Below are 21,747 nucleotides of genomic sequence, written 5' to 3'. Positions count from 1 at the left end.
ATGTCAGGAGCGACCTTGACCTCCCCGAAGATCGACCTGGACTACCTGAACGCCCGCCTGGGGGAACTCCTGAGCCTGCCCAGTCCGACGGGCTACACGGACGAAGCCGTCTGGGCCCTGTGCCGGGAACTGGAGCGTCTGGGCCTGGATTATGAACTGACCCGACGCGGCGCGATCCGGGCGCGCCTGCCGGGTCTCGAAGCCGCCCCGGCCCGGGCCATCGTGGCGCACGTCGATACGCTCGGCGCCCAGGTGAAGGCGGTGAAGGACAACGGCAGGCTGGAGCTTGTGCCGATCGGCCACTGGTCGTCACGCTTCGCCGAGGGGGCCCGCTGCACCGTCTTCGCGGAAGGTGGAGGCTATCGCGGAACGATCCTTCCCCTGAAGGCCTCCGGGCACGCCTTCAACGAAGAGGTGGACGATCAACCCGTCCATTGGCGTCAGGTCGAACTGCGGATCGACGCCGTGACCCACGGGCGGGCCGACACCCTGGCTCTGGGCGTGGATGTCGGCGACATTGTCGCCATCGACGCCCAGCCCGAGTTCACCGACAGCGGCTTCATTGTTTCACGTCATCTGGACGACAAGGCCGGCGTCGCGGTCATGCTGGCCGCTCTGGAATGCATGCTGCGCGAAGAACGCACGCCCACGGTCGATACCTGGTGGCTGTTCACCATCGCCGAAGAGGTGGGCCTGGGCGCCTCCGCCGTGCTCGTGCCGGACGTGGCGGCGATGGTCACGGTGGACAACGGAACCACTGCGCCGGGTCAGAACTCGTCCGAGTTCGGCGTCACCATCGCCATGGCGGATCAGACGGGTCCCTTCGACTGGCACCTTTCTCGAAAGCTGGTCCAACTGGCGCGGGATCACGACATCCCGCACCAGAAAGACGTGTTCCGTTACTACCGTTCGGATTCCGCCTCTGCATTGGAATCCGGCGCCGACATCCGCACGGCCCTGGTGACGTTCGGCGTGGACGCCAGCCATGGCTACGAACGCATCCATCAGAGCGCTCTGGTCGATCTGGCTCGCCTCCTGACCCTCTATGCTCAGAGCGAGGTGGAAATCAGACGCGACGCGCGCGCGCTGACAGGCGTCAGGGGATTCACGCATCAGCCGAACATTTCGACGAGTTGACGCCGCCTTGGCCGTCGGGGCGGAGGGAAGACCGAGGTCCTTCTCACCCAGACGCCATGTCCCACGCACATTGAAATCCTGTTCTCGTTGGGCGGCAGCGGAGCGCGAGCCGTCACGCCGGGCGTCTGGCCCTCGAAAGCGGGCGGAATCTCCTGCAGGACCATCGCCAGCCTGCGTCATATCGTTCGGGCTCGGAACCGCATGGCCTAGGGCCGATTGGGTCAGGCGAAGGAGGAGCCATGAACCAGACCCATGTCATCGAACGCGCTTTTGAAATCGCCGAGCGAGACCACGCCTGCCTTAAGGTCAGCGACGTGCGCGAAGCGCTTTCCCGGGAAGGCTATACGATCAGCGACCTGATGCATTTGGAAGGCTGGAGCATCCGCGAGCAGCTGAGACGGCGGATGAAGGCGCGCGGCGCCCGCGCGGTCCGTCGCGTCGAACTGGTCGAGAGCCGGCCGTGACCGCGTGGACCGGTCCGGTCCGGGCCGTGCAGGGGCTGATCCTGAGCGTTCCGGTGGCTCTGTTCAGCCTCGGGACCGCGACGGATGCGGCCTATCTCCGGACCGCGCAGATGCAGTGGAGCAACTTCTCTTCCTGGGCGATCGTCGGCGGTCTGATCTTCGGCGGGGCGGCTTTCGTATGGAGCCTGATCGACCTGGCCTGGGGACGCCGCGGGGTCTTGCGTCTTCTGTACAGCGGCGTCCTCGGGGCCTTGTGCCTTGTCGGGCTTGCGAACGCATTCAAGCATAGTCAGGACGGATGGAGCTCCGTGGGCGCGCTCGGCGTCACCCTGTCCGGCCTGTGCTGCGTTCTGGCCCTGATTGCGGGCTGGCTGCGCTATTCCGGGATGCTGGACGAGGAGGCTGGCCGATGATCCGCACCAACCTCCTTCTGTACGGGGCCCTGGCCGGCGCCGTTGCTTTGGCCGCCTGCGGTCGAAGCGAAAAAGGGATCAACGAAGTCGGGCCGGCGCCTGACTTGCCGGAGATCAGGGAAACCCTGCTGCCGCCGATGCGTATCGCCCGGCCTGTAGGATGGGGAGATGAGACGCCGCGCGCCCCCGAAGGCTTCGTGGTGACGGCCCTCGCTACGGATCTGCGTATTCCGCGTCAGATGCTGGTCCTGCCCAACGGCGACATCCTCGTGGCCGAGGGGCGGGGCGGCGGCGCGCCGGCCTTGAGGCCGAAGGACGTCATCGCTGGGGTCATCAAGAAGCAGGGCAACACGAAGGTCGAGGGCGGGGACCGTGTCACGCTGTTGCGCGACGCCGATAACGACGGTCGCGCCGAAGTCCGCTCGGTCTTCATCGACGGTCTCAACGCGCCCTATGGCCTGGCCTATGTCGACGGCCGCATCTATGTGGCCGAGCAGGACGCCCTGGTCAGCTTCCCCTATGTCGAAGGACAGACCCGGATCTCGGCCTCCGCTGAAGAGGTGACTCGCCTGCCGTCCGCCCTCAATCATCACTGGACCAAGGCCCTGACCGCCAGCGCCGATGGATCGACCCTCTACGTCGGCATCGGCTCCAACAGCAATGCGGGCGAGCGGGGTATGGCCGTGGAGGAGGAGCGGGCGGTCGTCTGGGCCGTCGATCGGGCCACGGGCGCGCGTCGGACCATCGCCCGCGGCATCCGCAATCCCACCGCCCTGGCGATCGAGCCGTCGAGCGCCGCCCTCTGGGCCGTAGTGAATGAAAGAGATGAAATCGGACCCCAGCTCGTTCCGGACTATCTGACCTCGGTCCGCGACGGCGCCTTCTACGGCTGGCCATACAGCTACTGGGGACAGAATCTCGACCCGCGAGTGCGGCCCCAGAAGCCGGAACTGGTGGCCACGGCCGTGAAGCCGGATTACGCCCTGGGAGCCCATGTGGCGGCCCTCGGTCTCTCGTTCGCCCGCGACGGCGGCTTTGGCGGCGCCTTCGCCGAAGGGGCCTTCATCGGACAGCATGGGAGCTGGAATCGTCAGGATCTGGCAGGCTACAAGGTGGCCTGGGTTCCGTTCTCCGGCGGCCGGCCGGCCGGCCCGCCCGTCGACTTCCTGACCGGTTTTCTGACGGACAAGGGCGAAGCTCGCGGCCGTCCCGTGGGTGTCTGGTTCGATCCTCAGCGCCGGATTCTGCTGGTGGCCGACGACTTATCCAACACGGTTTGGCGCGTCGCTCCCGCAGGCGCTGCTCCCAGGCGATAGATCGACTCGACGCTCCAGTCGGGCCTCTTCGGATTCGAGCAGCTTCAGCGCCTTGGCCAGCGCTCGAGGCGTGTCTCCCGCGAGTTGCGGATCGTCTGCCGTTACGCGTCGCGTCGGTCTTCCGCCATCCAGCTGGCGCGGAAATCTGCGAGGCGCCATGACGTCGATTGGCTACAGCGCGAGGACCGAGGTGTCCTTGACCTCTTCCATCACCGCATAGGTCCGGGTCTCGCGCACCCCTGGCATGACGGTCAGCGCGCCGGCCAGGAAGGCGCGGTAGGCGGCCATGTCCCTCATTCTCACCTTGACCAGATAATCGAAGCCCCCCGCCACCATGTGGCACTCCAGCACCTCGGGCGAGCGGCGGATGCGCTCGGCGAACTGGTCGAAGATGTCCGAGGTCGTGCGGTCCAGCAGCACTTCGGTGAAGATCAGCAGCTCGCGCTCAACGAACTTCGGGTCGATCAAGGCCCTATAGCCGGCGATGACGCCGCGCTCGCGCAGGCGGCGCACCCGCTCGAAACAGGATGACGCCGACATGTTGCAGGCGGCGGCCAGATCCTGATTGGTGATCCGTCCATCCTGCTGGAGCACCTGCAGGATGCGGCGGTCGGCGTCGTCCAGCTTGTATCCCGCCGCGCTCATGCGCGGCTCCCCCTTACGCATCCTGACTACTCCGAACGATGACAAACCGCCTGCTGATCCGCAAACGGATCAACAGGCGGCGGGGGCCGGCGATCTGGGAGAAAACCGCCAGCCGTGGATCGGCCGGATGGCCTACTCGGCGCGCGCCGCGTCCGCGGTCGCCTTGCTCTGGCTGATGAAATCTTCCATCTCGGCCGTCATCGCCGGGATCGTGGCGACGAGCAGACTGATCAGCTTGTCGTGGAAGGCCCTGATATCGAAATCGGCGCCCAGCTCCGTTTCCGCCTTGCGTCGCAGGCGAACGATCTCGATCTCGCCCAACTTGTAGGCCAGGGCCTGGCCCGGCCAGGTGATGTAGCGATCGATCTCCGTCTGGATTTCGTGGTCTGACAGAGCCGTATTATCGCTCAGGAAGGCGATAGCCTGGGCGCGGGTCCATCCCTTGGAGTGAAGACCCGTATCGATCACCAGGCGAGCGGCGCGCCACATTTCATAATTCAGGCGGCCGAAGTCTTCATAGGCGTCCTCGTACACGCCCAACTCCACGCCAAGCTTTTCGGTGTAGAGCCCCCAACCTTCGCCGAAGGCCGAAATATTGGCCTGCAGACGCCATTCGGGAATGCCCGGAAACTCCTTGCGCATCTTTCCGTGCCAGGCATGGCCCGGGTTGCACTCGTGCACCGTCAGGGCCGGGATATTGTAGCGCGGGCGCGACGGCAGATCGTAGGTGTTGAGCGAGCAGTTGCCGCGCCCGGCAGTGTAGAAGGGGGCGATATTGGCCGGGACCGCCGAGACGCTGAAGGTGTCACGCGGTTGAAGGCCGAAAAACTGGCTCATCTTTCCGTCGACCTTCTTGACCACCCAGGCGCCGTGCCACAGCAGGTGCTCGGGCTTGTCGTAGACGAATTGAGGGTCGGTCTTCAGGAAGCGGGTGAACTCGTTGAACGTGTCGGTCCAGCCGGTGCTGCGCATCACGGTTTCCATCTCCGCGCGAATACGGGCGACCTCGGCCTGGCCGATCCGGTGGATCTCGTCCGGCGTCAGGTTGATGCTCGTGTATTGGCGGATCTGGCTCTGATAGAAGGCCTCTCCATCCGGCAGTTGGTTGGCCCCCAGGGTGTCGCGGGCCGCTGGCAGGTATTCGTTCCGATAGAAGGTCAGCAGAGTTCGGTGCGCAGGCACGACTTTCTGCTGGATGACCTCGATCGCGGCCCTCCGCAACCTTTGCTTGTCAGGGTCCGAGATGCCCGTCATGTCGATAAAGGGCGCATAGAAGGGGTTCTTGAGCGGGTCGGTCGGATCCGTCACAGCCGTGATCGAAACATCGCGTCCTGAAAGGGCTTCTCGCGGCTGGACGAAGCCGCGCGCGACGCCGGCGCGCATATTGGCGATCTGCTGGTCGAAGTATCGCGGCGTATCGCCCAGCTGTGAGAGGTAGCGTTCGTAGTCAGCTACGGAGCCAAAGGTTCCGTTGGCCATGCCGGCGATGCTCGACCAGAACGAGCTGTCCGCGTTGAAGGGCATCTCGTAAAGGCGGAAGCGTCCGTCATCGACGAAGTTGTCGATCTGGTTCTTGTAGACGGCGTAGTTGGTGCGCTCGGACGGCGATAGCTGATCCGGGGAAATCGCATTCAGACGTCGCTGCACATCCACCCAGTAGGCGAGACGGCGCTCCTGGGTCGCAGCACTCACATCCGGCAAATTCATCGGCTTGGAGAGGCGCGAGGGCAATTCACGCTGACGCCACGCCCATTCTTCATCGGCGATGGCGCGGAACTGCCGATCAAGATCTGTCAGCGGCGGCGGAGCCTGGCGCGCGGCGGCAGGCGCGGCGCCGGCCTGGGTCTGCGCGAGGGCCGGCGTCGGCGCTACGCCGGCGCCAATCGCCAGAACGCCGAGTGCGACGGCGATGGCGCTGTGAGCGATCACGGTCTTCATCTTTTCTTCTCCCCCTGGATTTTCTGGGCGCCGACCGGACGCCCGTCATGAAAGAGGCCGCCCCTCGCAGGGCGGCCTCAAACCTGTTCGATTAGAATTTGGCGTTCATGCCGATGTAGGCGTAGCGGCCCAGATTATTGTAGATGCTGGCGTTGAAGCCGGTATTGAGCGACGTACCCGTCCAGGTGAAGGGCGTCTGCGGCGGCTCCTCATTGGTGAAGTTGTTCACGCCGGCGAAGACGGAGAACCTGTCGAAGCGATACTCGGCGCGGATGTCGTGGGTGAGCCACGACGGGGCCTTGTAGGGCTCATAGGTTCCCGGCTGGTCCTGATTGCTGCGGACCATGCTACTCAGATACTGGTTGGCGTAGGACACCGACACGCGGTCATAGTCCCAGGTCACGCGGAAGTTCATCCGGCGCTTGGGATTGGGCAGTTCGCCCGCCTGCTCGTCGCGCACGCTGGCGTCGCCCGGAACCGGGTCATAGGTCAGGTCCTCCAGGAAGCCGGCGGCCGCGTTGAAGGACAGGGAGCCGTAATCCGGCAGACCCAGCTTGGCCAGATCCGTCCGGTAGGAGGCCGTCACGTCCCAACCTGAGTTGGTGTATTCGGCCACGTTCAGCACCTGGTTCAGCACGCGGGTGATGTTGCCGTCCGAGCCGCGCGATACGCTGGTGCAGAAGGGATTATTCAGGTCAGGGCTGTCGACGCAGTTGTTGATGATGTTCCGCCATCCGAGCGAGGCGATCACGTCGCTCATCTTGATGTCGTAGTGGTCGACGGTGACCGCCAGACCCGGCAGGAAGGTCGGCGTCAGGACGACGCCCAGGGTCAGGGTCTCGCCCTCTTCGGGCGCCAGGTCGGGATTGCCCTGGCTGACCACCGGCCGCGTGGCGGTGGACTGGACGAAGTCGGGCGACAGGCCCAGGGCCGCGCAGTTCGCCCGGCGGTTGGACGAGAAGTTGCCCAGGTTCACGCGCGTGGCGTCGCACGGGTCCTCGATCTGGCTGTAGCCCTCGCTGCCGCCGCCGAACAGTTCGTTGATATTGGGCGCTCGCACCGCCTTGGCGAAGTTGCCGCGGAAGCGGATGTTGCGGTCGACCGTCCATTCCAGGCCGACGCCGTAGCTGCTGTCTCCGCCCGTGGTGGTGTAGTCCTGATAGCGATAGGCCGCCGTCAGATCCAAGTATTGCACGAACGGGACATCGGCCAGTAGCGGCACATTGATTTCGCCGAAGATCTCCTTGGATTCATAGCGGCCTTCGGTGATCTGCTGGGCGTTCTGGAAGATCAGCCCCTGTTGCGAGCGCAGGTCCGGTACGGAGCGGGCGTATTCCTTGCGCCACTCGACGCCCGCCGCGAAGGCGACCGGCAGGCTGGTTCCGCTGAACAGCGACGGATAGGAGAACAGTTCGCCGTTGACGCTGGCCACCGCGTTCCACTGACGGGTCACGTCGTCCCGGACAGTGTAGATGTAGGAGTAGTCGATCGCTTCCTGAGAGGCGATGCCCGCTCCGAACAGGTTCAGCGGCTGACAGCCCCTGGCCCGCGCATCTACGCTGCGACAGACGATCTGCCCGTTCATTTCGACGGCGTCGATCGATTCATAGAACTCCCGCTGCAGACGATCGAAGTTGGTGAACTGGGACTCGGTCTGGCCGTAGTTGATATAGGTCTCGAACCGCCAGCCGTTGCTGAAGGCGCCGTCGAACCCGGCCACGAAGCGGGTGGTGTCATAGACGCTCTCATAGGTGCGGATGCCGAAATCCCGGTCGTTGCGGGTGATGTCGAATTCCTCCACCCCCGCGGCCGTCAACATCGCGCGCAGATCCGACGGCAGGAAGGCGTTATCCGCCTGGATGCGATAGGCGTTGCCGGTGGCCGTGCCCGCGACGTCGCCTGCGAAAGTGCCGTTCTCGCGCTGGCTGTTTGCCTCGGTGTGGAAATACTTGCCCTCGGCGAACAGGTTCAGTTCGCTGATGAAGTCGCCGGAAGGCTGGAACTGATGGCGCAGCTGCAGCTCGCCGCCATAGCGCTCGACTGGAGTGCGCAGGGCGTCTTCGCGGAACTTGAAGCCGTCGCCGCCTATGGAGACCTTCTGCGGCCGCCCGGCGCCGTCGACGACGATCTGGCCGCGATCGAAGGGAACCAGCCGGCCGTCCTCAGTGAAGGTCAGGCTGTAGGCCGCGTTCGAGCCGATCGGCGTGACGATCACCGGGGTGAAGGAGTCGTTGGTGATGTTGGTGTAGACGTCCCGCGCGGTAATGAAGGATGGAAGGCCGTCGTCCGGGCTCTTCTTGTCCGGGTTCGGGATATAGGCCAGACCGCTCATGGCGTAGTCGCGCTCGTGCCGGTACAGTCCCTCTGTCTTGTCGTAGGTGGCGGCGGCCATGATGTTGGTGCGACCGTCGTTGAAGTTCCGTCCGACGGCCACCGAGCCGTAGTAGGTGTTCGGGCCGTCGGCCGAGCCGTACTGGGCCTGGGCGGCGATGCCGTCGAAGTCCTGCTTGGTGATGAAGTTGACCACCCCGGCCACGGCGTCGGCGCCATAGACAGCCGACGACCCGCCCGTCACCGTATCGACGCGCGCGATCGTGGTCTTGGAGATGGTGTTGACGTCCACCGCGCTGGTGCCGCTCGACCCCGCCACATGGCGTCGTCCGTTCACCAGCACCAGGGTGCGGCTGGCGCCCAGGTTGCGCAGGTTCAGCGTCGCCAGGCCCTGTCCGGCCACCGTATTGGTGGTGCTGGAGGCCGATGCGCCGAGGCCGACCTGCGGCTGGCGCGCCATGGCGTCGATCAGGTTGGTGACGCCGATGTTCTCGATCTCCTGGGCGTCGACGACGTTGACCGGAGTCGAGGCCTCGACGTTCGGGCGTCGGATACGCGAGCCGGTCACCACGATATCGGCGACGGCGCTGGCTTCCGGCTCGGCGGCCGGCGCTTCGGATTGAGCCCAGCCAGGCTGGGCGGCGGCTGTGACGGCCAGACCGGCGATTATCGTCCCGGTCTTCAGATACGCAGACAGTCTCATCGGATCACCCCTCGTTTTTTGATTTGAATTTGCGCCCTGAGTCCCATCGCGGCGATGGTTCTCCAGCCTGACGCGCCGCGACGGGACGGATCGAGCGTAGCGTTCGTGAGCACCGCCTGGCCTGCGTCGTCAGCTGGATCGACGCTCCCGTCAGCAGCGGCGCAGACCGCGCGCGCCCGCCTGAAGGCAGCCTTCACCCCTGTCGTGGTCCGCAAGCCTCAATCCCTCCCAAGATCGGGGGCCGCGGCCCCTGCAAGCGTCTGTCGGCGCTTAGCCGACTCCTGAATCGCTACCACTGAGGCGGGAGCAGGAGCTTCGGTTATTGTTCGTGGAGCGGAATGAAATTCACGCCGACGTCGAAAAACTGCGCCATCTTCGAAATGGGCGCCGAAGGCTCAATGAGAAATAGAAAGAATCATTTTGTGAAAAAAATGAAACAATAATCCAATATGCAAAACGGTATTCGTCATGCGTGGGTGGTTTTTTCCTATGTTGGTTGGCGTCTTCATCAGGAAGTCGTTCGCAACGAAGCCGGAGAAAGCGCCTATAATTTGAATGTCGTGCGGCAGTGACAATCCCCTTCAAGAGCGGATGCAGGTCCGCCTGAGCGCGGGATAGCGGCAAAGCTAGGCGCTTGAACCTGTTACGGCCTCTGACGGCCCTGGGCGTGTGCAGCGCCTCCCGCCCGCCGCCCCACGCGGCCGGATCGCGCGAGGGCGTTTCCGGACCATAGGGTTATCGCGCGCTGGCGATTAGGGAGCCGCAGTCCGCGTCTTCCGCCAGGCCGGGATCGATAAACCCGAGCAGCGCTGCGATGGGGCTGACGAGCGTGGCCAGGGCGCCGACGACGCCGCCCTGTGTAGCGACGGCCGACAGGTCCACGCCGAGATCCGGAGAGGCGAGGGGGCCGGTGATGGTGATCGGCGCCCAGACCCGCAGAAGACGAGGCTTCTTGGTTTCGCCGTCGATCTTTAGATTCAGCTTCTCGGCCCCCAGGTCGACGGTTCCCGATCCCTGGGCCAGGACCACATCCGTGTCGATCACCAGGGTGCGGGCTGTAGCGACGCCGTCTGAGACCTTGAAATCGGCGACGGCGCAGCGGATGGCCGAAGCGGACTGATCGCCCGAAAGCAGCTTGCGCAGGCCGGCGCCGACGTTGATCCCCAGCAGTTCGGCGAAGGCCGAACGCATCCGCCCTTGAGGAACGACGAGGCTGAGGCTTCCCTCCGAACGGGCCGCCAGTTCATGAATGGACGCGCTGGGCCCTTCCAGCTTCGCCCGGCCCAGGGCGCGGCCCGTCACCGTCGGCGCACCGTCCCGTGCGGGTATGATGGACTCCAGCGGATAGCCGCTGAGACGGAAGTCGACGGCGCTGTAAGGCGTGTCCTTCGTGGCGTCGATCCGCGCGGTTCCGTTCAGTTCGCCGCGGTTGAAAGCGAAGGAGACCGGATCGAGCTTTAAAACGCCGTCCTTCAGATCCGCGCCGAGCCGGACCTGCCGAATGTCGAAGGCGTTGGCTTTCACCGAAGCGGCGCGATAGGCGAGGGTTCCGTCCATCACGCGCAGACGTTCTGTTCGCAAGGGCGCGTCGGGCAGCAGTTTGCCGGGCTGGCCCGAGGTCGCGACCGTGCCCGCAGTCGTGACCTGCGGGCGCGCGCCCAACACGGCCGCCAGGTCGTCGATGTCCAGGGCGCGGGACACGAGCTCGGCATCGACGCGGCGGCGCCCTTCGACCCTGTTCACCTCCAGGGTCCCCGACAGGTCCGACGAACCGACCTGCCCGCTGAAGTCCGCGAAGCGGAACCGGGCTCCGTCGCGAGCCAGGCTTCCTCTCAGCCGATAAGGCGGCGTGTTGGGGGTCGTAATCCCGGTCAGAAGGTAGAGGTCGGCCAGATCACGACCCTGCAGCTCGAGCCTGGCGTTGAAACGACCCAGGTCGAAGGGCCGGGTGACGGCTCCAGCGGCGCTCAGCCTGGAGCTCGCTCCGGCCAATTCAGCCGTAAAGGCGTAGGGCCGGTCGCGGCGAATGTTGATGAAGGGACCCCCCGTCACGCGAAGCGTCAGGGGCTCGCCGTTCATGGTCCCCTTGCCGTCGAGCACGAAGCCGCTCTCTCCATCCTGGGGCGAGCGTGCCTCACGCGCCGTGACCACGGCGTCGAGCGTCATGCCGCGTCGCTGCTCGTTCAACGTCAGCCGACCGTCGTGAATGACCAGGCGCTGTATGACGGGCAGCCTGGCGCCCCGCCCGTCATCGGGTCGGTTCGGCTCCAGGTCCCAGCTGCGCCGGCCCTGGCTGTCGACGACCAGGTGGACCCGCGGGCGGGTGAGGGTCAGCGAAGCCACTTCGATCTGGCCCAGAAACAGCCGTCGCAATCGTATCGAGACGTCGAGACGTTCGATCTCGGCGGTATTGCGCCCGGGAGACCATGTGGGCCCGCCGACGCTGAGACCGCGCACCGTCGCCGAGGGCGTCCAACTGAACAGCCTGACATCCAGGTCCCCTTTCAGAGCCACCTCCCGGCCGGTCGAGGCTGAGGCGGCGCGACCGATAGGGCCGCGCACCCAGTTCCAGTCGAACAGAACGAGGAACAGGAGAAAGGCGGCGACGAGGCCCAAGGTGATCGCCGCCGCGATGAACTCCGGCCGGCCGGGACGACGAACGGCGAGCCATACGGGGTCCCGAGCGACCACATAGGCGCAAATGGCGTCGCGGCCGTCACCTGCGCGCCGCAGGGCCGCTTCCCCTCTCTGGCGCAAGCTGTCGATCGCTGATTTCGCTCCAGGCCTGTCGATCAAGATCGCCTCCGGTGAGGCTGATTAACGCCTCAACCGGCAAAGGGCGCCACGTGCCGGGTCGGCCTGCGCGGGTCCAGGCGCCCACCGGTTTCCCCGAGGCTCTCGCGTTCGAGCGCCTCAGACGTTCAGAACTCTACGCAGGGATTGCTCGATGTCGCCGCCGCAATAGGCGTCGCCGTATTCGCGGCGCGACCACTCCGCCAAGCGGGCCAGGGCTGGCGTCCTTGAGAGGCGCCGTGCAAGGCCCGCGGTGATGGGGGCGGTTTCTTCAAGCATTAATTCGATAGGGCGGAAGCGCTCGGTCAGGGCGGACCAGAGGGTCGCGGTGACGATGTCGGCCACGCCCGGTCTTTCTCCACCCAGCAAGAAGCCGGAATGCGCCGTCAGGCCATGGCGTCGGCCCAGGGCCTCCCACAACGCCATCCATTTTTCCAGGCGGGGCGCGAAGCCCGACCAGCGCGCCTCGGTCCACATCTGTCGGCCGCCGTCCAGAGTGATCTCATCGATGAGGTCGTTGGCGTCATTGACCACCTTCATCGTCAAGGCGCGCAGCTCTGGCGTGGAAGGCAGCAGTTCAAGCGTCTCTCCCAGATACAGAAGGATCGCGGGCATCTGGGAGATCGCCGCTCCGGAAGCGTGATCGACCAGTACGGGCGGCCCCATGAAAGGCACGGGCATCTCCCTTGGCGGCTCCTGCATGAGCGCGCTGATCGCCGCTTCGTTCGTCTCCGCCCAGGTCCTGCCAGCATGGGCGAGAAGGGCGCGAACGAATTGGCCCCGGAAGGGAACCGGCCAATAGTAGAGGGTGAAGTCCTTCATGGAGCTCTCCAGCGCTTAGCTAATCGCGAACGCCAGCGGGGGTGGGGCAAGCGAATTTGCAGAACAGGTCCGACCCTTTCGCGTTCCGCTTCCGATACGGCGCATTTCAGGCTGGAGCCGTCATGCTGCCGGAAGAATGTTCTCATTTTGTTCGAGTCTTGCTAGGCGTTGTCCATGGACGTTGCCCCCACCCGCAAGATCATCCACGTGGACATGGACGCTTTCTTCGCCTCGGTGGAGCAGAGGGACGATCCCGCCTTGCGCAGTCGTCCCGTCGCCGTAGGCCACGCCGCTTCGCGCGGCGTGGTCGCCGCCGCCAGCTATGAGGCGCGCAAGTTCGGCGTGCGGTCGGCCATGCCGTCGAGCACAGCCTTGCGGAAGTGCCCGGAACTGATCTTCACGCCGCCCCGGTTCGAGGTCTATCGCGCCGTCTCGGCGCAGATTCACGCCATCTTCGCCGACTATACGAACCTGATCGAACCCCTGTCCCTCGACGAGGCTTACCTCGACGTCACCGCAAATATCCGGGGCTTGCCGACGGCGTCGGCGACCGCGGAGGAGATACGCGCGCGCATCCTCGAGGAGACCGGTCTGACGGCCTCGGCCGGGATTTCCTACAATAAGCTCCTGGCCAAGTTGGCCTCGGACCAGCGCAAGCCGAACGGCCAGTTCGTGGTCCCGCCCGGGCGAGGAGAAGCCTTTGTCGAGGTCCTGCCGGTGAAGCGTTTCCACGGCGTCGGGCCGGTGACGGCTGAGAAGATGAACCGCCTGGGTATCGAGACCGGCGCGGACCTCAAGCGTCAGTCCTTGGCCTTCCTTCAGCATCATTTCGGCAAATCCGGCGCCTGGTACTACGGCGTGGCGCGCGGGGAGGATCCGCGCCCCGTCAATCCGGACCGCGAGCGCAGGTCCAGCGGCTCGGAGACCACCTTCGCCAGCGACCTGGTCGATCCCGCGGCGATCGAGGCGGGCGTGGATCGGATGGCCGACGAGGTCTGGGCCTGGTGCGAAAAGGCGGGGGCGCTGGGCCGGACCGTGACGGTGAAGGTCAAATGGTCGAACTTCCAACAGTCGACCCGCAGTCGGTCCTTCAAGGAGCCGGTCGCCTCGAAGGCGCGGTTGCGTGAGATCGCCCGCCTGCTGGTGCGCTCCCTCTATCCGCCGACCAGGGGCGTGCGGCTTGTTGGCGTGACCCTGTCCAATCTGGAGAAGGCTTCACCTGGAAACCCGTCATGGACGCCGGCGGGCGAACTGGCGCTGTGACGGCCATGCTCCAGACCGATCTGTTCGGCCACGTCCCGCGGCCGGCCGCGCCAGCGGGTTTCGACTATTGGCCGGACGTCCTCACGGCGGCCGAACAGGCGGCGGTGGTCGCTCACCTGCAGAAGCTGAGCTTCAGGCCATATGAGCATATGGGCTATCAGGGCTTCAGACGGATCGCAGCTTTTGGACGCCGCTACGACCTTGAGCGACGTCGACTGGAGACGGCCGAACCTTGGCCGGATTTCCTTAAAGCGCTTCTGGATCGCCTGGCTGGACCGCTCAGTCTTGATGAGGGGGCGTTCGTGCAGGCCCTCGTCAATGAATATGCGCCCGGCGCCGGGATCGGCTGGCACCGCGACCGTCCCGTCTATGGGAAGATCCTGGGCGTCTCCTTCCTTGCGCCCTGCGTCATGCGCCTTCGTCGCAAGGCGGGGTCGAAGTGGCGTCGCGCCGGAGCGGCGCTGGGGCCGGGCTCCGTCTATCGCCTTTCCGGCGAGGCGCGGAGCGACTGGGAGCATTCCATCTCGCCGATGACGGCGCTGCGCTACTCCGTCACCTTCAGGACCTTGGCCTGACAGGCGGGCCTAACCCGTCAGGATTTCGGCGGCTTCAGGGTAGCGCTGGGCCAGGCGCGAGGCCCAGTCCGCCGATGCGGGGCGCACCTGCCGGGCTTCGCGGGGGCGCGCCAGGACGAGGGCGGCCGCCTCGCGATGGGCGGGCCAGTCCATCAGCAGGCGCATGGCCGCTTCGAAGTCCGGGTGGGTCGAGGCGTGAACGAAGGCCTGGTCGAGCGCTTCGACATCGTCGAAGTCCGCCAGGCGCGAGAGGTAGTCGCGAAGGACGGGCGCCGACAGGTCGCGCTCGAACAGGCGCCAGCGAAGGTCCTGGGCTTCCTGGCGATGGCCCTCGGCGTCCATCACCTCGATGGATGCGGCCTCCCAGGCCGGGGTCAGTCGGGGCGCGCCGTCGGTCGGGTCGCGCCCATAGGTCCAGCGACGGTTAAGCGGGGAGGGGCTAAGGGCGGCTTCCAGGGCGGCGCGGGCTTCTGCAGTGCGGCCGACCTCCATGAGCCGGCGGGCGATGTCGGCGGCGACGTCGGGCGATCCGGCCTGTTCAGGCGTGACGAGGGACAGCCATAGATCGAGGTCGCCGGCCCGATCCGCGAGGCGACGCAGCAGGTTGCGGCCGGCCGGAGTTTTGCGGGTCGATACGTCCAGGCCGTCCAGAAGTCGGCGCGCCGTGAGCGGGCCGAGGGCCTCGCCGGCGACGGAGATCCAGCGCGCGTAATCCTGCGGACGTCGGCGCAGAGCGTCGATCAGGTCGCGCAACGCCTCGTCTCCTGCGGTTTCGGCGAGGGTGAAGAGATCTGGAGCGGCGGCCTCGAAGGCGGCGGGCAGTTCCCCCTTGGTGTCCTTCACGCGGGCGGCCAAGCCAGGATAGAGGTCGAACCAGCGAATGAGGACGGCGAGCGCCTCGCCGGGGACCTCGGGCGCCAGGCGCTCCAAGATCATGTCACGGTGCGTGTTCAGGTCGTCGATCAGTTCGCCGCGCTTGCGCCAGGACACACGTGTGCGGGCGACGGAGACGGCGGTGATGCGCTTGCCGATCTCAAGGGCGAGGAGGTCGGGGCCGGCCTCGGCCGCCAGTTCCAGACGAAGACGGCGCTTGAGATTGGCGTTCCCGGCGCCGGCCTCGATCAGCAGGTCCGCCAGGCGGGGCGCCCCGAGATGGACGAGGTTGGCTGCGGAAAGCCTGGTCGAGATCCTGGGTTGTCGCGCCATGAGGTCCTTTGGGATGAGTGGGGTCGTCCGAGGGGCAGCTATAGCACGGGCGCCAAGGACGATTTCGTCACCACCCTGCTACCCAGCAGTCGCTGTGTGTCGGACGGGAGGCGCGCCTTACGCAGCCGCCGCCAAAAGACACGGATTGGCGCAATTCGAAAGCAGGACACAGCGACTTCGTTTGTAATGTTATTACATATCGGCTAGTGCCCGCGCATGTCGATGTCAACCGATCCCGCCGCCGCGCATCCTGCGGCTGGCCGCCCCGTCGCCGCCTGGGGGCGCATAGAATCCATAGACGCCCTGCGCGGTCTGGTGATCTTGCTGATGCTGGTCGACCATGCGCGAGAGTTCTTCTTCATCCACGCCCAGGTCTCGGACCCGATGGATGTGACGGCGACCTCTCCGGCGCTCTTCTTCACCCGACTGACGGCGCACCTGTGCGCGCCGGTCTTCGTGGCCCTGACCGGTCTCAGCGCCTGGCTCTACGCCTCGAAGAAGGGCGGCGCACCGGCGGCCTCGGCCTTCCTGTTCAAACGCGGCCTGTTCCTGATCGTGCTGGAGCTGACCCTGGTCAGTTTCGCCTGGACCTTCTCCCTGACGCCGACAACCATCTTCTTGCAGGTCATCTGGGTCATCGGCCTGTCGATGATCGTCCTGGCGGCTCTTGTTCACCTCCCGCGCGGCGTGCTTGTCGCTCTCGGCCTGATCATCGTGCTGGGGCATAATCTGCTGGACCCGATCACTGTGGTCGACGGCTCGCCCGGCCATGCGGTCTGGGCCGTGCTCCATGATCGCGGCTATATCGATCTTCCCTGGGGCGGACAGGCGCGGACCTCCTATCCGCTGTTGCCCTGGATCGGCGTCATCGCCCTGGGCTACGCGATCGGGCCCTGGTTCGTCGCGAACGGCGCACAGCGTCGCCGTCGTCTGGTCGTGCTGGGTCTCGTCATGCTGGGGCTGTTCGCCCTCCTGAGAACGATCAACCTCTATGGCGATCATCCATGGACTGCGCAGTCTGACCTTCTGCATACCGTGATGAGCGTGCTGAATCTGACCAAGTATCCGCCATCGGCTGACTTCCTTCTTGTGACGCTCGGCGCGGGTTGTCTGTTGCTGGCGGGGCTGGAGCGGGCGCCGCAGAGATTGGTCGGTCACCTCGCCGTCTTCGGCGGCGCGCCGTTGTTCTTCTACCTGATCCACCTCTACGGCCTGCACCTGCTCAATCTGGGCGCGCTGGCGCTGTTCGGTCCCAATCAGGGCGAGGTCTTAAGCCTGTCGGGCGTCGGCTGGATCTGGCTTCTGGCTTTAGCCGTGGCGGTTCCCAGCTGGTTCGCCTGCCGCTGGTTCGGCGGGGTCAAGCGCCGCAGCTCGCAATGGTGGATGAAGTATCTCTGAGCCCAAAGACCGCTGCCGCGGCAAAGCTCCGGGCGATACTTGCGTATTCATACCCCTTTCCTCCCTTGGCTGCGGTTCAGATCAAGCACTGGAAGCCTTTCCTATGGAGCGGCGGCTTTGGACTGGGATTTATGATCCGATCTTCTATTCCGGCACATAGATCATCCTGCCGTCGGGGAGGCGATAGGCTGAGCCCGCCTTGACGCCCTGGCCTTCGCCGATCCGGCCCTGGGATTCGTAGCGGGTCAGTTCGTCGCCCTCCTTCACGGTGATGCGCATGTCGGCCTTGCCGGGGTTCTCGATCACCATCAGGTCGCGTGCGTTGAAGGGGTTGAGCGGGTTCTGAACCAGAACCACGAGCAGGACGGCGATGATCACCACGAACAGGTCGATCAGATTGACAACGGCGGTGATGGGATCGTCGTCTTCTTCGTCGAGGAAGCGCATCAGCCGGCCTCCCGCGCGCGTTCGATGGCGCGCAGGTCCTGAAGCAGCCAGCGCCGGCGCACGGTCAGCACATAGTGGGCGATGCTGGCGGCGATCAGGGCCAGGGTCACGCCCGAAAAGGCCACCACCATGTTCTCGCCTACGCCCGAGGCGTCGCCACGTCCCAGCGCAAGCAGGGCGGGGCCCATGGGGATCATGGTGGCGACAAGGCCCAGCATGGGGGCGCTGCGCGAGACGATGCGCAGGCCCTCGAGGTCCTTGAGGATCATCAGTTCCAGATCGTCGCTGGCGGCATCGGTCGCTCGCCAGCGGCGCCATAGGGGACTGCGCCAGTCGGCGCGTCGGCGCTGACCGGCCTCCACCAGGAAGGCGCCGAGGGCGAACAGGGCATAGGCCATGGCGGCCAGGATGAGGATCAGCGCCGGCGCGAGGAACAGGCTGGAGACCTGATAGAGGCCGGCTTCAAGCTGGGGCATGAGGGACCTTTCGAGGGAGGGAGACGAGACGGCTGACGCCGCCCGCCAGGAAGGCGAGGAGAAACAGCAGGCCGCCCCACGGCGGGGGAAGGGACGGGGCAGGGGCGGGCGGCGGGATCGGCTCAAGGACCTGGCCCCGCACGAGGTCGGAAGGCGTGCGCGCCGGGGCAGGCTGCGGGGCCGAGGCGGCCGCTGAGCGAGCCGCTCCCTGGCCGAAGCCGGGATGCGTCGTCGCTCCGGGGGGCGAAGGACTGTCGATCTGCGCCAGGCGCGCCTCAAGCGCTTGCCGCGTCGCCGCGTCAGGAGACCAGTAGCCCTTGGCGACGGCGTCGCGCAGGCGCTGGATCATCTGTCGCTCGGCCGTGGGGTTGTGGGCTTCGAACCATTCCCGCACGCCCAGGCCGCGCTCGTCGCGGACATAGACATCGTGAAGCGCCTGCCACTGATCCTGTCGGACCATGCCGGGCGCGGTGGCTTGCCAGCCGAACAGATTGTCGGCCAGATCCACGACAGCCAGCGTCCCGGCATAACCTTCGGCCTGCATGGCCTGGATCCAGGTGCGGTTGGTGTAGCGGCTGCGCATTTCCGCAGCCAGAAAGTCGCGAGCGGCGACCGTCCTCGGCGACCCGGCCCGCGCGTCGGTGATGTAGAGCGAGGGCGCCTCGCCGCCGGCCCGACGGATCGCCAGCGACAGGCCGCCCAGGTATTCGAAAGGGTGGTCGGTCGACAGGACGCCATGCAGGTTGCTGGATCGCGACAGGGCGGCGGCCTGGACCCCGGCGAGCTGGGCGGCGAAGACGCCGCGCTGCGCTTTCCGGCCCCAGCGTCCCGCGCCATAGACATAGCCCAGGCGGTCCAGGAAGGGATCGGCCAGATCCTCGGCGTCATTCCAGCTGTCCGCGTCGCGCACGGCGTCGGGCACGCCGCTGCCGTAGTCGCCGGGCGCATTGCTGAAGATGCGGGCGCGGCCCAGGGTCTCGGCCTCATCGGTCGAAAGGCCTTCGGCGACCAGGCGAGCGGCGGCGGCGCGGCTGTTCTCCGCGACGGGATCGCCGGGCTCATTCTGTTCGGCGATGCGTTCGACAGCGTCGGCCAGCAGGCGCAGGAAGCCGTCGAACTGATCGCGATAGACGCCGGTGGCGTGCACCACCACGTCGATGCGCGGCCGCCCCAGTTCGCCGGCCGGTATGATGTCGAGCGCGACGATGCGTCCTCCCGCGTCCCAGCGGGGCCGTAATCCCAGGGCGCGCAGAATCTGTCCCTCAGGAAGGACGAGGGTGCGGACGGATTCGGACGACCACAGGCTGACGGCCATCTTGGTCAGCGGGCGCCCGTCGTGCTCTTCGGCATAGGCCTGACGCAGGCTGTCCAGGGCCCCGGCAGCGGCGTCATAAGCGGCCTGGGCGGGAATTTTGTCCGGCGCGAAGGCGTAGAGATTTCGGCCGCCGACGGCTTCGGGGTTACGCACCGGATCACCGCCTTCGCCGGGCAGGACGAAACGGCCGGACAGGGCTCTGAGCAGGGCGTCTGTCTCTCCGGTTTCCGCCAGGCGCCGGTCGAGGATTTCAGCGCGTTCGATCTGGGCGCGCAAAAGGGGATCGGCGACGGAACTGGAAGGAAGGCCGTCGCGAAGGTGACGTTGCAGCGTCTGGAAGGCCGGATCGGCGTGCAGGGCGACCTGGTCCTTGGCGAGCACCTCCTGCTCGTCCCGGCCAAGCGCCTCGAAGTAGGGCGCGCCCAGTTGCTGCATGACGGTGGTCAGCCGGTGATCCGGCGAGGCCGGACGACCGAACACGTGCAGCCCGAGCGGCGTGGGCGCGCCGCCGACCTGATGCAGATAGTCGTGCAACTGGTTCAGGAAGGCCGCGAAGTCGATGCGCGCGGTCGATCGCGTCCAGCCCATGTCGGCGTCCACGCTTCGTTGCGCCGCGAGGTCGAGAATCTGCTCCCGCACAGCGTCCTGCACCGCGCCCTCTTCCAACTGCTGGTGCTGATGGATCAGGTCGTGGAGGGTTTTGAGTTCGTCGTTCAGACCTGCGGGAGAAAAGGGCGGAGTTTGATGGCTGACGGTGACGGCGCGGCCGCGCCGCTTCGCTTGCATGGCCTCGCCGATATTGTCCTGGATGTAGGGATAGACGACCGGCAGGCCGCCCAGCACGACGAAGGCGTCATCGTGCGCCGACAGTCCCCGGTCTTTGCCGGGCAGGAACTCTTGCGTCCCATGCGTGCCCAGATGGATGAGGGCGTCGGCGTCCAGGACGTCGCGCACCCACAGATAGGCGGCCAGGTACAGATGGTCGGGCGGTGCGGCGGTGTCGTGATAGGCCTCGCCCACGCGGGCCGCCCGGGGCGGTTGGGGCAAGACGGTCAGGGCGCCGTCGCGGAAGGCGGGGATGACGAAAACCGTCTCGCCGTCGATGGTCCGCACCGACCAATGCCGCGCCGGGTCGCCCCAGCGGGCCTGGACGGCGTCACGCCGGACGGCGGGCAGGGCGTCAAGCCAAGCGCGATAGCGGGCGACGGGCAGGGTCACGGCCAATTCCCGCTCCCGCAGACCGTCCAGTTCCTCATGCCGGTAGAAGGCGCCCAGCATGGCGCGCGCCGCGTCGATCCAGCCGGCTTCGGAAAGCGGCGGAATCGCATAGCCCGCCGCGTTCAGATCCAGGCTCAACGCCTCCAGGCTGCGCGGAACATTCAGGTTCGAGGCCGAGACGTTCGCCTCGCCGCCGGGATGGTTCCAGAACATCAGGGCCAGCCGCTTGTCGGCGTTGGGCCTGCGGCGAAGGGCGACGAGGCGGGCGGCGCGGGCGGCGACGGCTTCGACCTGTTCGGGAATCGGGGCGAGAGCGCCGTTCTCGAAAGCCGAAATCACCATGGGATCGCTCATGCCCCAGGCCTCGGCGGGAGCCATCAGGGCGGCGGCGGACCGGCTGGGCAGGCCGGTATCGGCCGCGCGCCAAGCCTCGACGCCGCCTTCCCGGTAGGAGAAGGTCATCAGGGCGGGGATGTCGAGCGCGGTGAGTTGGTCGCGGATCGGGTCGCCGGCGACGATATGCTGGGTGTTGAGGAGCAGATCGGGGGCGAGCGGCGCGAGCGCCTCGGTCAGGCCCTGCGGACGACGTTGGTCGAACCACACGCCGACGCCCTCCAGGCCCCTGGCGTCGAGCGCGGCGATCAGGGCGTCGATCACGGCGTTGTCGCCATCCGCGACCTGTGAACTCGACATCACGATCGCCGCGCGGGCGCGCGCCGGCCGCCCGGCAAGCCAGGCGTCGAGAGCTTCGGCGTCGTGCGCCTCCAGGCTCGGGTGATGATAGCCGACCTGCTCCAGCGGGCGCGGCGGCGGAAGCGCGGCGGCGTCGCCGCCCATGGCGTGGAGCTTCAGATATCGGAATAGGAGGGTGAAATTCTCCTGTCCGCCCGCCGCATAGTAGCCGGCGATGCGCCGCGCCGCCTCGGGCGACAGGTTGCCGAAGGCCGGCGGGCCGCCGCCGATGCGGACCCAGGGCCGGTCGCCGATCTCGAGCCTGTCGCCGATCACGGCCTGCACCGCTTCGACATCGGAGGGACGCGGCGTGTCCAGAAGAATGAAGTCGGCCTGCGCCCAGTCCGGTTGATCGTCAAGCGTGGAGAGGGATGCTCCACGCAAGGCGACGTCCTCCGCCCCAGCCATGGCCTGCAAGCGCACGAACTTGGCGGGCAGGATGAAATCGCTGCCGATCACCTGCACGCGTGGGCCCGGCGCGTCCTGGGCGGCGGCCCGGAGGGCCGGGGTCAGGCAGACAGCGACGATTAGGAGGAGGCGGAGGAGGAACGCCAC

Annotated in this window: 16 protein-coding genes; 7 read left to right on the top strand and 9 right to left on the bottom strand. The window is 66.4% G+C overall.

Annotated features, from left to right (window positions below; translation table 11 throughout):
* Positions 1–15 precede the first annotated feature (15 nt).
* The 4 genes from ABC419_RS10200 (at position 16) to ABC419_RS10185 (ending at position 3,330) form a co-directional block, all read left to right on the top strand.
* Positions 16–1,137, top strand: a complete 1,122-nt coding sequence (locus ABC419_RS10200; protein WP_412877578.1) for an osmoprotectant NAGGN system M42 family peptidase — start codon at positions 16–18, stop codon at positions 1,135–1,137.
* 239 nt (positions 1,138–1,376) lie between these two features.
* The gene (locus ABC419_RS10195) at positions 1,377–1,601 is read left to right on the top strand and encodes a hypothetical protein (RefSeq protein WP_291783613.1); all 225 of its coding nucleotides are present in this window, start codon (positions 1,377–1,379) and stop codon (positions 1,599–1,601) included.
* A complete protein-coding gene (locus ABC419_RS10190) occupies positions 1,598–2,014 on the top strand; it encodes a DUF2231 domain-containing protein (protein ID WP_412877579.1) in 417 nt (138 codons plus the stop codon). The genes ABC419_RS10195 and ABC419_RS10190 overlap by 4 nt, the downstream gene beginning before the upstream one ends.
* The gene (locus tag ABC419_RS10185; protein WP_412877580.1) at positions 2,011–3,330 is read left to right on the top strand and encodes a PQQ-dependent sugar dehydrogenase; all 1,320 of its coding nucleotides are present in this window, start codon (positions 2,011–2,013) and stop codon (positions 3,328–3,330) included. Before ABC419_RS10190 ends, ABC419_RS10185 begins: the two co-directional genes overlap by 4 nt.
* A 171-nt stretch (positions 3,331–3,501) precedes the next feature.
* Here the strand turns inward: ABC419_RS10185 and ABC419_RS10180 are convergent, their stop codons facing one another.
* From ABC419_RS10180 to ABC419_RS10160, 5 genes are all read right to left on the bottom strand, one after another.
* Positions 3,502–3,975: an Lrp/AsnC ligand binding domain-containing protein gene (locus tag ABC419_RS10180; protein ID WP_200165212.1), complete on the bottom strand. Its 474-nt coding sequence runs from the start codon at positions 3,973–3,975 to the stop codon at positions 3,502–3,504.
* 132 nt (positions 3,976–4,107) lie between these two features.
* On the bottom strand, positions 4,108–5,913 hold the full coding sequence (locus tag ABC419_RS10175; RefSeq protein WP_200165211.1) for a DUF885 domain-containing protein: 1,806 nt from the start codon (positions 5,911–5,913) through the stop codon (positions 4,108–4,110).
* Between the two features lie 91 nt (positions 5,914–6,004).
* The gene (locus tag ABC419_RS10170) at positions 6,005–8,947 is read right to left on the bottom strand and encodes a TonB-dependent receptor domain-containing protein (RefSeq protein WP_200165210.1); all 2,943 of its coding nucleotides are present in this window, start codon (positions 8,945–8,947) and stop codon (positions 6,005–6,007) included.
* A 735-nt stretch (positions 8,948–9,682) separates the two neighbouring features.
* Positions 9,683–11,743: an AsmA family protein gene (locus tag ABC419_RS10165; RefSeq protein ID WP_234288688.1), complete on the bottom strand. Its 2,061-nt coding sequence runs from the start codon at positions 11,741–11,743 to the stop codon at positions 9,683–9,685.
* 117 nt (positions 11,744–11,860) lie between these two features.
* Positions 11,861–12,562: a glutathione transferase, Atu5508 family gene (locus ABC419_RS10160; protein ID WP_200165209.1), complete on the bottom strand. Its 702-nt coding sequence runs from the start codon at positions 12,560–12,562 to the stop codon at positions 11,861–11,863.
* Positions 12,563–12,736: 174 nt separating this feature from the next.
* On the opposite strand from ABC419_RS10160, the gene dinB reads away from it, so the two are divergent.
* Complete coding sequence (dinB, locus tag ABC419_RS10155; RefSeq protein ID WP_412877581.1) at positions 12,737–13,825, top strand: DNA polymerase IV; 1,089 nt, start codon at positions 12,737–12,739, stop codon at positions 13,823–13,825.
* 5 nt (positions 13,826–13,830) lie between these two features.
* A complete protein-coding gene (locus tag ABC419_RS10150) occupies positions 13,831–14,400 on the top strand; it encodes an alpha-ketoglutarate-dependent dioxygenase AlkB (RefSeq protein ID WP_200165207.1) in 570 nt (189 codons plus the stop codon).
* A 9-nt stretch (positions 14,401–14,409) separates the two neighbouring features.
* Here ABC419_RS10150 and ABC419_RS10145 read toward each other — a convergent pair whose 3' ends face one another.
* On the bottom strand, positions 14,410–15,606 hold the full coding sequence (locus ABC419_RS10145; RefSeq protein ID WP_200165206.1) for a DUF6880 family protein: 1,197 nt from the start codon (positions 15,604–15,606) through the stop codon (positions 14,410–14,412).
* A gap of 216 nt (positions 15,607–15,822) precedes the next feature.
* Here ABC419_RS10145 and ABC419_RS10140 point away from each other — a divergent pair, with 216 nt between their 5' ends.
* Entirely contained in the window at positions 15,823–17,004 is a 1,182-nt protein-coding gene (locus ABC419_RS10140; protein WP_200165205.1) for an acetyltransferase domain-containing protein, read from the top strand.
* A 144-nt stretch (positions 17,005–17,148) separates the two neighbouring features.
* Here the strand turns inward: ABC419_RS10140 and ABC419_RS10135 are convergent, their stop codons facing one another.
* From ABC419_RS10135 to cobN, 3 genes are read right to left on the bottom strand one after another with little or no spacing between them, the layout of a single operon-like run.
* On the bottom strand, positions 17,149–17,451 hold the full coding sequence (locus tag ABC419_RS10135) for a DUF2149 domain-containing protein (protein ID WP_200165204.1): 303 nt from the start codon (positions 17,449–17,451) through the stop codon (positions 17,149–17,151).
* Positions 17,451–17,927, bottom strand: coding sequence for a MotA/TolQ/ExbB proton channel family protein (locus tag ABC419_RS10130; protein WP_200165203.1), 477 nt, complete (start codon positions 17,925–17,927; stop codon positions 17,451–17,453). Before ABC419_RS10130 ends, ABC419_RS10135 begins: the two co-directional genes overlap by 1 nt.
* Positions 17,914–21,747, bottom strand: coding sequence for a cobaltochelatase subunit CobN (cobN, locus tag ABC419_RS10125; protein ID WP_412877582.1), 3,834 nt, complete (start codon positions 21,745–21,747; stop codon positions 17,914–17,916). Before cobN ends, ABC419_RS10130 begins: the two co-directional genes overlap by 14 nt.

It is taken from the genome of Brevundimonas phoenicis, from assembly GCF_047237745.1.
Classification (GTDB): domain Bacteria; phylum Pseudomonadota; class Alphaproteobacteria; order Caulobacterales; family Caulobacteraceae; genus Brevundimonas.
Note: the sequence above shows the minus strand (reverse complement) of the source record. Positions and strands in the feature narration are given on the sequence as shown.

What these genes read in the sequence shown, in the direction of transcription:
- ABC419_RS10130 (WP_200165203.1), bottom strand. Translation starts at nt 17,927, where the DNA reads ATGCCCCAGCTTGAAGCCGGCCTCTATCAGGTCTCCAGCCTGTTCCTC.
- ABC419_RS10180 (WP_200165212.1), bottom strand. Translation starts at nt 3,975, where the DNA reads ATGAGCGCGGCGGGATACAAGCTGGACGACGCCGACCGCCGCATCCTG.
- ABC419_RS10150 (WP_200165207.1), top strand. Translation starts at nt 13,831, where the DNA reads ATGCTCCAGACCGATCTGTTCGGCCACGTCCCGCGGCCGGCCGCGCCA.
- ABC419_RS10185 (WP_412877580.1), top strand. Translation starts at nt 2,011, where the DNA reads ATGATCCGCACCAACCTCCTTCTGTACGGGGCCCTGGCCGGCGCCGTT.
- ABC419_RS10140 (WP_200165205.1), top strand. Translation starts at nt 15,823, where the DNA reads ATGTCGATGTCAACCGATCCCGCCGCCGCGCATCCTGCGGCTGGCCGC.
- ABC419_RS10195 (WP_291783613.1), top strand. Translation starts at nt 1,377, where the DNA reads ATGAACCAGACCCATGTCATCGAACGCGCTTTTGAAATCGCCGAGCGA.
- ABC419_RS10135 (WP_200165204.1), bottom strand. Translation starts at nt 17,451, where the DNA reads ATGCGCTTCCTCGACGAAGAAGACGACGATCCCATCACCGCCGTTGTC.
- ABC419_RS10145 (WP_200165206.1), bottom strand. Translation starts at nt 15,606, where the DNA reads ATGGCGCGACAACCCAGGATCTCGACCAGGCTTTCCGCAGCCAACCTC.
- ABC419_RS10170 (WP_200165210.1), bottom strand. Translation starts at nt 8,947, where the DNA reads ATGAGACTGTCTGCGTATCTGAAGACCGGGACGATAATCGCCGGTCTG.
- dinB (WP_412877581.1), top strand. Translation starts at nt 12,737, where the DNA reads ATGGACGTTGCCCCCACCCGCAAGATCATCCACGTGGACATGGACGCT.
- ABC419_RS10160 (WP_200165209.1), bottom strand. Translation starts at nt 12,562, where the DNA reads ATGAAGGACTTCACCCTCTACTATTGGCCGGTTCCCTTCCGGGGCCAA.
- ABC419_RS10175 (WP_200165211.1), bottom strand. Translation starts at nt 5,913, where the DNA reads ATGAAGACCGTGATCGCTCACAGCGCCATCGCCGTCGCACTCGGCGTT.